The organism is Dactylosporangium thailandense (assembly GCF_059739745.1).
In genome coordinates, this window is sequence record NZ_AP029195.1 from 2,259,422 (window position 1) to 2,272,108 (window position 12,687).

Consider the following 12,687-nt stretch of genomic DNA (forward strand, 5'->3'; position numbering starts at 1 on the left):
CGGCGCCGCCGATCATCGCCGGCCCGCGAACCGTCGGGCCGAGGACGAAACCACCGCCGGGGTGGTTGATTGAGACCGGGCCGGTCCTACCGCAGGTGGCATCCACCGGGTGTCATTGCCCCCGCAGCACGGCAGCTGTCGGGCCGGTCCGCAAACCCGCCGCCACCGCCCGGCCCGGGCCGCCGGCCGTGGCCGGCCGATGCGGTCGCCGTGCATGAACGGCGCCGACCCGGGCACCTGCGCCCCGCGCCGCAAACAGCCGGCGCCGGCACGAAGGGGGCAGGACCGGATGACCCAGGAGCGGATCGTGGTCGGCGTGGACGGCACGCCGGCCTCGGCGGCGGCGGTGCGATGGGCCGCGGCCGCCGCGGCGCGGCGGCGCGCGACGGTGGACATCCTGCTGGCCTACCACTGGCGGGTGCCGGCCTTCCTCGCCCCCCGCGGCGATCTCGCCGACACCGCGCGCGAGCTGGCCGAGCTGGTGGTCGCCGACGGGGCCCGCGACGTGGCGGTCGTCGCACCGGGCGTCGAGGTGCGCACGGAGGCGGTCTACGGCCACCCGGCCGAGGCACTGCTGCGCGCCGGGGCCGACGCCGCTTTGCTCGTGGTCGGCACCCGGGGACGGACCCAGGCGGTCGGCGCGGTCGCGGGCTCGGTCAGCCAGCAGGTGGCGGCGCACGCCCGCTGTCCGGTCGCGGTCGTGCGCGGCCGGCCGGACCCGTCCGGCGGCGTGCTCGTCGGCGTCGACGACTCGGCCTCGGCCGGCGCCGCCCTGCGGCTGGGCTTCGCCGAGGCCGAGCGGTGGGGCGACGACCTGATCGCGGTGCGGGCGATCGAGACGCCGCTGTCGCCGCCGGCGCTCGGGTCGCCACCGCTGCTGCACGACACGGCCGAGGCCACCCGCGCGCTGGCCGAGGCCGCGACGGCACGGGTCGCGGCGGCCGCCGAGGAGTTTCCCGGGGTGCGGTGGGAGTGCCACGGCGTCGCCGGCGAGGCGGGTGACGTGCTGAGCGACCGGTCGGCGCGGGCGCGGCTGGTCGTCGTGGGCAGTCGCGGCCGCGGTGGGTTCACCGGGCTGCTGCTGGGATCCGTCGGCCTGCGCCTGCTGCACCGGGCCGAGTGCCCGGTGCTGATCGCCCGCACCGAGCCGGACGAGGACGCCGAGCCCGGGTGAGCCGCAGCGGCCGCGGGTCGCCGGTCACGACGGCTCCCGCGCCGCGTGCCGGATCACGGCCACCGGGCAGGCCGCGTGGTGGATCGCGACCTGGGACACGGAGCCGAGCAGCAGCCCGGCGAACCCGCCCCGGCCGCGGGACCCGACCACCAGCAGCCGCGCGCCGGCCGACAGCTCGACGAGCACCCCGGCGGCCCGGCCGCGCACCGCGCTGGTGCGCAGGTCGACGTCGGGGAACTTCTCCCGCCACCCGGCGACCGACTCGGCCAGGGTCCGCTCCTCCTCGGCGGCGAGGTCGTCGGCGTCGTAGGTCAGCGGCAGCAGATCGTCGGGCCTGGTGACGGAGCCCGGCCACCGGTACGCCAGCACCGCCGTCAGACCGGACGCGGACGCGGACGCGTGCTCGAACGCGTACCTCAGCGCGTCGCCGGCGTCGTGCGAGCCGTCGATGCCGACCACCACGCGGCCCGCCTCGGACCCGTCCGGCCGGTCGGCGTCGCGCACGACCACCACCGGGCAGGGCGCGTGCGCGGCCACCTGCACCCCGACCGAGCCGAGCAGCAGCCCGGCGAAGCCGCCGTGGCCGCGGTTGCCCACCACCACCTCGCAGGCGTGCCCGGACGCGCGCAGCAGCGCCACCGTCGCCGGGTCCGCCTGCATGGACGTGCTGATCCGGACGTCGGGGGCGGCCGCGCGGGCCCGGGTCGCCGCGGCGGCGACCGTCCGCGCGGCCTTCTCCCGCACCCGCACCTCGTACGGCGACGGCACCGGCGCGGCGGCGGGCGGGTAGGCCGGCGGCCACGCGATCGCGTAGAGGATGTGCAGGGGCCGGCGACGGCGCACCGCGTCCACCGCCGCCCAGTCGACTGCGCGCAGGCTCGGCGCGGAGCCGTCGACGCCGACCACAACGCTCTGCTCGGCAACCATCACGACCTCCTCCACTCCGACGGTACGCACGCCGAACCGGGCCGCGGCAACGGATTCGTCCCGCCCACCGGGTGGGTTGACCGGCGCGACGGCGGGTAGCTGCCTGCGCATGGTGAGCGTGGTGCGGCCGGTGTCGCTCCGGCTGGCGGCCCAGTGCCGGGCGTTGTTCGGGCCGGCGATCGAGGCGGTGCAGGGTCGCCGGTACGGGCGGCTGTGGCTGGGCCCGGCCGCCGCCCTGATGGTGGCGGTCCTCGGCTTCGCCGCACGGACGGAGACCGGGCACGCCCTCATCACCCGGTACGCCGTCACCCACCCCGACGAGCCGGTGCCCGGCGTCGTCGTCCGGCTGCCGCTGTCGATGTTCGCGCCCGCCGCGCTGCTGCCGTTCTGGTTCGCGGTGCTGCAGGTGCTAATCGTGTTCTCCCTCGCCCAGGCGGTGCTCGGCACGTGGCGTACCGTGGCCGTCGCGATCGCCGGGCACAGCCTCGCGACCCTGTCCGCGCCGCTGTGGCTGGCGGCCGGCCCGCCGGTCGGGCTGGGGTTCCAGGACGCCTGGCTCGCCGATGCGGGGCCGTCCGCGGGGGTGGTGGCGTTGCTGGCGTACGCCGCGGTCCGCTGCCGGGTCGGCTGGCTCGCGGCGGCCCTCGTCACCTACCACGGCACCGAGGTCGTGACGGTGGGCGGCCTGCCGTCCCGCGAGCACCTCGTCGGCACGCTCACCGGCGTGACCCTGGCGCTGGTCGCGGCCGCTCCGGTCGCCTTCCGGCCGCTGACCGGCCGCCGGCCGGCCCGGGTGCCCGCACCGGCGGCCGGGCCGGGCCCGAACCAGCACCAGCGGACCCGCCGCCGGTGACGAACGCCGGCCGGCACCGACGGGTGCGCGCCGGACTGAGGTGAGACCGATGGCAACGTTGATCGGCGTCCTCGTTCTCGCCGTGCTCTGGCTCGCCTGTGCGGTCGCCGCGCTGCGGGTCGCGGCGCGGCTGGCCCGGCAGTACGAGCACCGCATGCGGCATGCGCACGGCGACGCACTCTGGTCGCGGCTGTCTTCGGGCGGCCGCGCCGGCCCGTCGGCGGAGTTCCGGCTGGCGGTGCGGCGGTGGGCCGCGGCCCGCAGCCGGCTCTTCGCCCGCGTCCGGCACCGGGTCCGGCCGGCCGGCGGGCAAGGAACCGGTCCGAGGCCGCGGGACCGGTGAGTGATCCACCGCAGGCGGCTGCGCGAGGACCGCCCGGCCCTGGTGCCGGCCCGGTACCTGCCCGGCGGCGACCTGGCCGCCGACCTCGCCGCGTCCCGGGGACCGGTGGCCCGCACGCGGGTGGTCCTGGCCGCGGCGGCCCGGCTGCGGCTGGCGCCGCTGTACGTCCTGGTGGTGCTCGGCATCGAGCTCGCGCTCGACCTCGCCGGACCGCAGGCCCGCGCCCGGATCGTCGCCGCGAACTCGACCAACGTGGCGAACCTGGAGCGCCACCGCGTGTGGACGCTGCTCACGAGCGCGTTCGTGTTCGAGAGCCGGATCGGGCCGCTGACGGTCCTGCCGCTGCTGCTGCTCACCGGCGCCGCCGAGCTGCTGTGGGGGCGGCGCCGGCTGGCCGAGGTGTTCCTGCTCACCCACGTGATCGCCAGCTGCCTGGTGTACGAGGTGCTGCAGGTCGGCCTGCGCCGCGCATGGTTCGGCCCGGCCGTGGCGAACGCCGCCGACGTCGGCACCAGCTACGGGTTGCACGCCGTGGCCGCCGCCCTCGCCTGGAGCCTGCCCGTGCGGGCCCGGCGCGTGCTCGTACCCACTGTGCTCGCCCTCGTGGTCCTGCCGTTCCTCGACGCCCGCACCTTCACCAGCCTCGGGCATCTGCTGTCCACCCTCATCGGGCTGCTGGCCGGCTGGCAGCTGCGCCACCGGCCCCTGGCCGGGCGGCTGCGACGGCCCGGCGCGCGGCGATCCGACAGGCCGGCCGTCTACGCCTTCGACACGGCCGACCGCGCCCGGGACGCCCTGGTCACCGTGCTGCGCCTGCGGGAGCGGCGGCTGATCCGCCTCGATGACGCCGTCGTCGCCTGGTCCGACGTGCCCGGCGACCGGGCCGACCGCCCCTACCGCCTGCACGAGCTGGAGACCCGCGACCTGGGTGCCCTCGACGGTGCGCTGGCCGGGGCCGCGTGGGGCGTCGTCGTCGGCACGCTCGCCGGGCGGCCGACGCTCGGCCTGGCCGCCGGGGCGGCGGTCGCGGCCACCGCGGCGGGCGTGCACGACTCCGGCCTGTCCGACGCGAGCATCGAGCGGGCGATCCGGGCCGTGCCGCCGGGCCGGGCGGTGTTGGTCGTGCTCACCCGCCCGGCGGATCGGCCCCGCCTCACCGCCGCGCTCGGCCGCGCGGGCGGGGTGGCGCTCGGCCCGGACCCGGGCAGCGGTGCCCCGGCCGGATGACCCGGCCCGATCGCGGCCGGGTCACAGCCGGGTCCGCAGGTCGGTGCTGGCGGCGGCCTCCTCGTAGTCCAGCTGCTGCAGCACGGCGCGCAGCACCTCGTCGTCGAGGCGGCCGAGGTCCCGCTCCCGGATCAGGGCCTGGCGCTGGCGGGCGAGGATCTGCTGGACGAGCTCGTTCGTGGTCGGCCCGGGCCGGACGCCCTCGCGCAGGTCCGCGAGGTGGTGCGGGGTCGCGGTGAGCACATGGGCCACCCGGCGTTCGATCAGCGCCAGGGCCGCGGCCTCGATGCCGTCGCCGGACGCGGAGGCCTGGGCGGTGACCTCGTGCGCGGCCTGGCGGGCGACCCGCAGGGCCCGGGCCAGCTCGGCGTTGGCCCGGCGGCGCTCGGCGGCGTCGCTGAGGTGCAGCGCGCGCACCAGCAAGGGCAGCGTGGCCCCCTGCAACAGGATCGTCAGGACCGCGACGGACACGGCGGTGGCCTGAATCAGGTTGCGGTCGGCGGTCGGCACACCGGTGACGGTGACGGCGGGGACCGCGCCGGCCGCGGCGAGGGTCACGACGCCGCGCATCCCGGACCACGACAGCACCGCGGCGAACCGCCACGGCAGGCGCCGTCCGGTGATCCGCATCATCGTGATGATCCACACCGGGCGGGCCAGGACCACGACCAGCAGCACGATCGCGATCGTGGCGGCCAGAAGGCCCGGGCCGACGCCGTCACCGGTCGCGGTCCGCAGGATGACGGGGACCTGCAGGCCCATGTACGCGAAGACGAAGGCCTCCAGGACCAGATCCGCGGTGCGCCACACCTGCCGGCTCTGCAACCGGGTGGCGAAGGCCGCGTCGGCGCTGTGGTGGCCGATCCAGAATCCGGCGGCGACCACGGCCAGCACCCCCGAGGCGTGCACCTCGTTCGCGGCGAGGAAGGCCACGAACGGCACCACCGCGCCGAGCACCGTCTCCAGTGCCGGATCGTGCAGCCGCGGCCGGATGAGGTGCACGAGCACCGCCACGACGAGCCCGACGAGGACCCCCGCCGACGTGCTGTAGGCGGCCAGCAGCACGGGCTGATGGATGAACGGCGGGAAGCCGGCGTACGCGGCGACGGCGAGCTGGAAGGCGACCAGCGCCACGGCGTCGTTGACCAGGCTCTCCCCGGTCATGATCGTCATGATCCGGCCGGGCACGCCGGACCGGCGGCCCAGCGCCACCGCCGCGATCGCGTCGGAGGGAGCCAGGACCGCGCCGAGCACGAGCGCGCCGGCGGCGGTCAGCGCGGGCAGGAGGGACCAGGCGACGACCCCGACGGCGACCGCGGTGAAGATGACCAGGCCGATGCCGAGCGAGGCGATGGGCAACAGGTCGCGGCGGAAGCTGACGAACGAAAGCTCCAGCGCGGCCGAGTACAGCAACGGTGGCAGGACGACCGCCAGGATCAGCTTCGGCGGCAGCTCCATCCGCGGCAGGCCGGGCAGGAACGCGACCAGTGCGGCGACCGCGACCACGATCAATGGGCCCGGCCAGCCACGCCGGTTCGCCATGGCCGAGATGGCCACCGAGCAGACGACGACCGTGAGGAAGCCGATGCCGTTCACATGCCCGCGCTACCCCGCCGGTCCCGGGGAAACCACCGCCGCTCGGCGCCCGGCCGCCGGATCAGGCGCCGCGGGCCAGCTCCCGCAGGGCGCGGGCGGACGGCGAGCCCGGCTCGGCGGTGATGAACACGACCTGCTGGTCGTCGTCGGGGACCTCCAGCACGTCGCAGTCGACGCGCAGCGGGCCGAGCCGCGGGTGCGCGAGGGTCTTCGAGCGGTGGCCCGGCGCCCGCACCGGGTTCAGGTCCCACACGTGGCGGAACTCCTCGCTGGCCCGCAGATCGGACAGGAGCGCGGCCAGGTGCGCGTCGTGCGGGTAGCGGTCGGCCGCGGCCCGGAGGCGGGCGACCGCGATGTGCCCGAACTCCTCGGCGCCGCCGCCGTGCGCCGGGCCGTCCAGGAACCGCCGGCGGGCCAGGTTCGGCCGGGCGTGCAGATCGGTCAGCAGCGCCGAGGCGAGCGGGTTGCAGGCGATGACGTCGTACGCCGCCGACGTCACCACCGCCGCCGCGTCCACCCGGTTCAGCAGCCCGGCGACGTAGGGGCGCACCCGCCGGGACGGGCCCGGAGGAGCGGCCGGTGCGGTCCCGGCCAGGCGGAACAGGTGGGAGCGCTCGGCCGGGTTCAGGCGCAGGGCCCCGGTGAGCGCGTCGAGGATGCGCCGCGACGGCTGGGGGCCGCGGGCCTGCTCGAGGCGCGCGTAGTACTCCACCGACATCGACGCCAGCCCCGCGACCTCCTCGCGGCGCAGCCCCGGCGTGCGCCGCCGCGGGCCGGCGGGGAGCCCGACGTCGCCGGGCCGCAGCGCCTCGCGCCGGTCGCGCAGGAACCGTCCCAGCTCCGCCCGCGCCATGGGTGCACCTCCGTTGCCAGGCATCGTTTGTGCCTGGAACGGGGGCGGCCCCCGCGCCAGGCTCGCACCATGAACTTTTCCACGGCTCTGGTGACCGGTGCCAACAAGGGCATCGGCCGCCACATCGCGCAGCAGCTCGCCGAGGCCGGGCTGACCGTCTACGTCGGCTCCCGGGACCGGGCCCGCGGGGAGGAGGCCGCCGGGCGGATCGGCGGCGGCGCCCGCGCGATCCAGCTCGACGTCACCGACCGGGACAGCATCGACGCGGCGGCCGCGGCCGTGCCGGAGCTGGACATCCTCGTCAACAACGCGGGCATCATCGTCGACGGGGCGGCCCCGCCCGACGCCACGATCGAGGCGTTCCGCGCCACCTACGAGACGAACCTGTTCGCCGTCCTGGCCGTCACCAACGCGTTCCTGCCCGCGCTGCGCCGGGCCGCGCATCCGCGCATCGTCAACATCTCCAGCGGCACCGGCTCCCTGCACTGGAGCTCGCCGGGCCCCGACCAGCAGTTCGACAACGCCGGTGGCGGCGCGGCGTACCGCTCCTCGAAAACGGCCCTGAACGCGCTCACGCTCTTCTACGCCCAGGCGCTGCCCGGGTTCCGGATCAACGCCCTGGCCCCGGGCCTGCGCCGCACCGACCTGAACGCGCGCGCCGCCACGGCCGACGGGGACCCCGCGGAGGCGGCCGCGGCGGCGGTACGGCTGGCGACGCTGCCCGACGACGGCCCGACCGGACTGTTCCATCAATACGACGGGACCATCGCCCCGTGGTAGAGCCGAACTGCCGCGAGGTCTGAGCCGAAAGCCCGATCTCCCCCCGCCGGTCGGTCACGATACTGATGAGGCGGATCTCTCGGGAGGTGGCGTGCTGGTCAGCGAGGTCATGACGGCGTTCCCGGCCTACATCCGGCTGGGCGCCACCATCCGGCGGGCGGCCGAGGTCATCAGCGTGTCCGAGGTCGGCCAGCTCATGGTCCTCGACCACGACGGGCGGTTCGTCGGCGCGCTGTCCGAGGAGGACCTGGTGCGGGCCATGCTGCCCGGGTTCGACGACGTGACCGCGGCCGGCGGCACCCTCGCCGACGCGTTCGCGCTGTTCTTGGAGCGGGGCCGCACCCTCGCCGACCGGGTCGTGGACCCGCTCGTGGTGCGGGACGTGGCGGCGCTGCGGCCCGACGACGAGCTGGCCCGCGCCGCCGTCGTCATGCTGGACCGCGGCCTGCGCCGGCTGCCCGTCGTCGACGACGGGCAGCTCGTCGGGACCCTGTCGCGCGCCGACCTGTGCCGTGCGGTGATCTACCATTCCTGAGCTCCGGCTGCGGCTCACCGACCGGCACACCCGCGACACGACCGAGCGGGTGTGCCCCCTGCCCGCGACCCTCGGCCGCGACGGCGGCACGGCGGCGGTGGTCCTCGACGACCGGGACGTGTCGCGGCGCCACGCGCGGCTGGACCTCGACGGCGACCAGGTCGTGCTCACCGACCTCGGCAGCACCAACGGCACCTTCGTCAACGACGAGCGGGTCACGCGGCGCGTGCTCGCTCCCGGCGACCGGCTGCGCATCGGGCGGTACGAGCTGGCCTGGTCGCTGGTGGACGCGGACGCCACCGGGCTGATCGATTCCGGTCAGCTGACCGCGCTGCACCCGGTCGGGCGGCCCGCCGTCGCCGCCCGGCGCGTGGTGGAGGCGGCCGAGGCGCACAACCGGCAGGCCGGGCACGAGCTGGACGGGTTCCTGTCCCTCGCGCACGGCTTCCTGCCGGTCGAGCCGCCGCTGACCGCGTTCCCGGAGTCGCACCGGGCCTGGGACGAGATGACCGGGCGGCTGCCGGAGCTGTTCCGGCGGCTCGGGCTGCGCCGGGCCTTCGACGCGCTGCCGGTGCTCGACGCGCGGGCCGAGGCGCTGCCGGACCGGTACCTGCTGCGCGCCTCCACGCTGCTCGGGGTCTTCGCGCACGCGTACCAGTACATGGCCGTCGATCCGCCGGCGGCGCTGCCCGAGTCGCTGCTGCGGCCGTGGACGACGGTCTCGCGGCGGCTGGGCAAGCAGATGCCGGCGGTGTCGTACATCGACCTGTTCTTCTACAACTGGCGCCTGCGGGACCCGGCCGGCCCCCGCGCACTGGCCAACATGGACCTGCTCGTGCCCACCTGGGACAACGCCGCCGAACGGGTCTTCTACCTGGTCACGACCGAGTTCGCGATGGGGCTCACGCCGGTGCTGGGCGCGATGCTGCGGGCCCAGGAGGCCGTGGTCGCCGACGACCCGGCCGGTCTCGAGCGGGCGCTGCTGGTGATTCTCGACCGGCTGCAGCACGTCACCCAGACCGTCTATCCCCAGATCGACCCGAACCCGCGCGGCCGCCACCCGCTCGACCAGGTGCTGTGGGCCAAGACCGTCGGCACCGCGGGCGTGCCGATCTTCGACGGCGCGCCGAGCCCGAGCGGCACCGCGCAGCCGCAGGTCCACGCCATCGACGCGTTCCTCGAGCGCCGCGACTACGGCTCGCTGGTCGGGCAGCAGAGCACCTACCTGGCCGGGTTCTTCCCGCGGCACTGGCGCGAGCTCGTGGCGGCGCTGCGCGAGGTGTCGGTGCGGCAGTACATCGAGGACACCCGCAACAGCACGCTGCGCGGCATCTACAACGCGGTGCTCGACGCCTATGTCGGCGACCGGGGCTGGATGGGGCTGCACCGCATCAAGGCGTACGGCTTCCTGGAGGTCGCGTTCAAGGTCGGACGGCAGGTGACGACCGGCGCGCGGTTCACCGGCCTGTTCAAGGACCGCACCTGGGACAAGGTCGACGGCGAGCTGGCGGTCGTGCGCGACGAGCGCCGCCCGCCGGTCGGGCCGCCGGTGGTGTTCGGCACCGCGCGCCGCGGCCGCGTGGTGACCGGCGAGTCCGGCGCCTGGACGTGCTATCTGGACCTCGACGTCACCGGGCAGGGGGTGCACCACCAGCCCGGCGACCGCGTCGGCGTGCTCGCCGAGCACGATGACGAGATCGTCCGCCGTACCGTCGCCGCGCTGCAGGCCACCGGCGACGAGCTCGTCGGGCTCACCCCGCGCTGGCGGGCCGCGGTCGCCTGCCGGCACGGCTACGGCGACGTCGACGTGCTGCCGCTGCGGACCCTGCTGCGCTTCGCCAAGCTCCGGCCGGTCGGGCGGGCCGTGGCCAAGCGCCTCGCGCGGCTCACCGCGGTCGGCTCCTGGCAGCGGGTGGTCGACGCCCGCATGGAGGACCAGTGGGAGCTGTGGGACGTGCTCAACCTGCTGTACGCGGGCGGGTATGACGTCACCCGGCTGTGGAAGGCCGGCCCCGGCGACCCGGAGGCGTTCTGCGAGGTGGTGCCGCCCGAGCCGTTCCGCCTGTACTCCATCGCCTCCGCCCCGCCGCCCGGCCGGCCCGCCACCACGCTGCGGCTGGTGGTCACCGGACTCGAGTACGACTCGGCGCGCACGCCGTGGTCGTACCCCCGCAAACGCCTCGGCACCGCCTCGCACTTCCTGCGCCGGGCCGCCGCCGAGGGGCGCCGGCGCATCTCGCTGCAGATCGTGCCCACGCCCCGGTTCCGCCTGCCCGCCGACCCCGCCGTCCCCGTCGTGATGTTCGCGGCCGGCTCCGGCATCGCGCCGTTCCTCGGTTTCGTGGACTCCGGCGAGCGCCACCTCTACCTCGGCATCCGCACGCCCGGCGAGTTCGTCGAGCACGCCGCCCTCGACGCCGCCGCGGCCGAGGGACGGCTCCGGCTCGAGGTCGCGTTCTCCCGCGCCGACGCGTCCGTCGTATTCGACGGCAAGAGCCACACCGTGCGGGCCGGACGACGCCGCCGGGTCGACGACGCCATGCATCAGGACGCGGCGGTACTGCGTGAGCTGCTCCGGCCCGTGGCCGACGGCGGCCGGGGCGCGCACGTCTTCGTCTGCGGCAGCGCGCCCTTCGCCGCCGCCGTGGTCAAGGCGCTCACCGAGATCGCACCGGGCGACGGCCGCGAGTTCATGCGGCAGCTGGTCGCGGACGGGCGGCTGGGTGAGGACGTCTTCACGACGTACCTCGGCCACGCCCAGCAGGGGCCGCGCTTCGACGTGTCCGAGCTCGCGCGGCACAACACGCCCGAGGCCGGCTACTGGATGGCCGTCGGCGGCGCGGTCTTCGACGTCACCGAGTTCGTGCACCTGCACATCGGCGGCCCGCACATCATCCGCAACCACGCCGGCCTCGACGCGACCGCGGCCTACCGCAAGGTGCTGCACCACGCGCACGCCGAGATCGACGCCCAGCTGACGATGTACCAAATCGGTCACCTGCGCCGCCTGCGCTTCGGCGCCCGCTGGGGCGTGGTGCTGACCGAGTCCGGCCTGCACTCGGTGCCGCTGGAGGAGCTGTTCCGCATCTGGGTCCGCTTCGTGTACCTGCTCGCCGGCATGGAGAACGCGCTGAGCGCCGACTACGGCTTCACGTCGGCGGAGGCGACGGCCGGCGAGGATCCGCGCGAGCTGACACCGTTCAAGGCGCAGTACGTCCTCGAGGCCCACCGCCGGTTCCTCGTCAGCTACCTCGACGGCCTGCTGCAGGACGACCTGCGCGGGCTGTGGCAGCACACCGTCGGCTTCTGCGACCCGCACCAGGACGTGCGCGCCTACGACTCCCAGGTGGCGCCCGACGCGCTGGTGCACGGCTCCCTGCCGGTGGTGAAGGAGCTGCTGCGGTCCGGCGAGGACCACCGCCGGGTGACCGCCCTGTGCCGGCTCTACGCCGAGGCCGACGTGCGGCTGCTGCGCGACCTGAAATCCGCGGTGCTGGAAGGTGTACGCGCCTTCGAGCTCCACGAGTCGGCGGTCATCGAGCGGGCGGGCGGCGAGTTGCTGGCCGCGGTGCGCGCCGCCCTGTCCACCGTGTCGGCGTACTACGAGCGCGTGGCCGCCCAGACCCGCGCCCACGACATCACGACGACGGCCCCGGACGCGCCGATCCCGGGCGACAAGGGCATTCCCGGTCACGGGGGCCCGCTGGTGGTACCGTCCGGCTCGTGAGCGAGACGGAGTTGGCCGAGGTCATGGCCGAGCTGGACGCGCTGCAGGACCCGAAGATCCGCGAGGCCAACGCCAGGCGCGGCGACGACCACGGCGTGAACCTGAGCCGCCTGCGCGAGGTCGCGAAGCGCCTGAAGACGCAGCAGGACCTCGCCCGCGAGCTGTGGCGGACCGGCGACACCGCGGCCCGGCTGCTGGCCCTGCTCGTCTGCCGCCCGAAGGCCTTCGCGGCGGACGAGCTGGACACCATGGTCCGCGAGACGGGCGGCCCGAAGGTGCACGACTGGCTCGTGAATTACGCGGTGAAGAAGAGCCCGCACGCGGAGTCGCTCCGCCTGACCTGGCTCTCGGACGCGGATCCGGTGGTCGCGAGCGCGGGCTGGGCCCTCACGACCGAGCGGGTCTCGAAGGCGCCCGCGTCCCTGGACCTGGCCGCCCTGCTCGACGTGATCGAGTCGGACATGCGCGAGGCGCCGCAGCGGCTGCAGTGGGCGATGAACCACTGCCTCGCCCAGATCGGCATCGACCACGCCGAGCACCGCGCGCGGGCCATCGCCATCGGCGAGCGGCTCGGCGTGCTCAAGGACTATCCGACGCCGCCGAACTGCACCTCCCCGTACGCGCCCGTCTGGATCGCGGAGATGGTGAGCCGGCGGTCGTCGGGATAGGCCG

General features: G+C 75.7%; 11 protein-coding genes. 8 read left to right on the forward strand and 3 right to left on the reverse strand.

The window, feature by feature from the left end:
• Positions 1–289 precede the first annotated feature (289 nt).
• Positions 290–1,174: a universal stress protein gene (locus tag AC6JBM_RS09875; RefSeq protein WP_497983289.1), complete on the forward strand. Its 885-nt coding sequence runs from the start codon at positions 290–292 to the stop codon at positions 1,172–1,174.
• 24 nt (positions 1,175–1,198) lie between these two features.
• Here AC6JBM_RS09875 and AC6JBM_RS09880 read toward each other — a convergent pair whose 3' ends face one another.
• Entirely contained in the window at positions 1,199–2,212 is a 1,014-nt protein-coding gene (locus AC6JBM_RS09880; protein ID WP_497983290.1) for a universal stress protein, read from the reverse strand.
• A 19-nt stretch (positions 2,213–2,231) separates the two neighbouring features.
• Between AC6JBM_RS09880 and AC6JBM_RS09885 the strand changes: the two genes are divergently transcribed.
• From AC6JBM_RS09885 to AC6JBM_RS09895, 3 genes are read left to right on the forward strand one after another with little or no spacing between them, the layout of a single operon-like run.
• Positions 2,232–2,954 (forward strand): hypothetical protein, encoded by a 723-nt coding sequence (locus AC6JBM_RS09885; protein WP_497983291.1) that lies wholly within the window; start codon positions 2,232–2,234, stop codon positions 2,952–2,954.
• A gap of 49 nt (positions 2,955–3,003) precedes the next feature.
• Positions 3,004–3,297 (forward strand): hypothetical protein, encoded by a 294-nt coding sequence (locus AC6JBM_RS09890; RefSeq protein ID WP_497983292.1) that lies wholly within the window; start codon positions 3,004–3,006, stop codon positions 3,295–3,297.
• A complete protein-coding gene (locus tag AC6JBM_RS09895) occupies positions 3,298–4,524 on the forward strand; it encodes a rhomboid-like protein (RefSeq protein WP_497983293.1) in 1,227 nt (408 codons plus the stop codon).
• 21 nt (positions 4,525–4,545) lie between these two features.
• On the opposite strand, the gene AC6JBM_RS09900 is transcribed toward AC6JBM_RS09895, so the two are convergent.
• Both AC6JBM_RS09900 and AC6JBM_RS09905 read right to left on the reverse strand, forming a co-directional pair.
• Complete coding sequence (locus tag AC6JBM_RS09900; RefSeq protein WP_497983294.1) at positions 4,546–6,120, reverse strand: cation:proton antiporter; 1,575 nt, start codon at positions 6,118–6,120, stop codon at positions 4,546–4,548.
• Between the two features lie 61 nt (positions 6,121–6,181).
• Positions 6,182–6,973, reverse strand: a complete 792-nt coding sequence (locus tag AC6JBM_RS09905) for a helix-turn-helix transcriptional regulator (RefSeq protein ID WP_497983295.1) — start codon at positions 6,971–6,973, stop codon at positions 6,182–6,184.
• A gap of 69 nt (positions 6,974–7,042) precedes the next feature.
• On the opposite strand from AC6JBM_RS09905, the gene AC6JBM_RS09910 reads away from it, so the two are divergent.
• From AC6JBM_RS09910 to AC6JBM_RS09925, 4 genes are all read left to right on the forward strand, one after another.
• Complete coding sequence (locus AC6JBM_RS09910) at positions 7,043–7,753, forward strand: SDR family NAD(P)-dependent oxidoreductase (RefSeq protein WP_497983296.1); 711 nt, start codon at positions 7,043–7,045, stop codon at positions 7,751–7,753.
• 91 nt (positions 7,754–7,844) lie between these two features.
• On the forward strand, positions 7,845–8,288 hold the full coding sequence (locus tag AC6JBM_RS09915; RefSeq protein ID WP_497983297.1) for a CBS domain-containing protein: 444 nt from the start codon (positions 7,845–7,847) through the stop codon (positions 8,286–8,288).
• Between the two features lie 49 nt (positions 8,289–8,337).
• Positions 8,338–12,015 (forward strand): FHA domain-containing protein, encoded by a 3,678-nt coding sequence (locus tag AC6JBM_RS09920; RefSeq protein ID WP_497983298.1) that lies wholly within the window; start codon positions 8,338–8,340, stop codon positions 12,013–12,015.
• On the forward strand, positions 12,012–12,683 hold the full coding sequence (locus tag AC6JBM_RS09925) for a DNA alkylation repair protein (RefSeq protein WP_497983299.1): 672 nt from the start codon (positions 12,012–12,014) through the stop codon (positions 12,681–12,683). Before AC6JBM_RS09920 ends, AC6JBM_RS09925 begins: the two co-directional genes overlap by 4 nt.
• The last annotated feature ends 4 nt before the right edge of the window (positions 12,684–12,687 follow it).

Coding starts and splice junctions, on each gene's coding strand:
- AC6JBM_RS09880 (WP_497983290.1), bottom strand. CDS start 2,212: ATGCGCAGGCAGCTACCCGCCGTCGCGCCGGTCAACCCACCCGGTGGG.
- AC6JBM_RS09890 (WP_497983292.1), top strand. CDS start 3,004: ATGGCAACGTTGATCGGCGTCCTCGTTCTCGCCGTGCTCTGGCTCGCC.
- AC6JBM_RS09910 (WP_497983296.1), top strand. CDS start 7,043: ATGAACTTTTCCACGGCTCTGGTGACCGGTGCCAACAAGGGCATCGGC.
- AC6JBM_RS09905 (WP_497983295.1), bottom strand. CDS start 6,973: ATGGCGCGGGCGGAGCTGGGACGGTTCCTGCGCGACCGGCGCGAGGCG.
- AC6JBM_RS09875 (WP_497983289.1), top strand. CDS start 290: ATGACCCAGGAGCGGATCGTGGTCGGCGTGGACGGCACGCCGGCCTCG.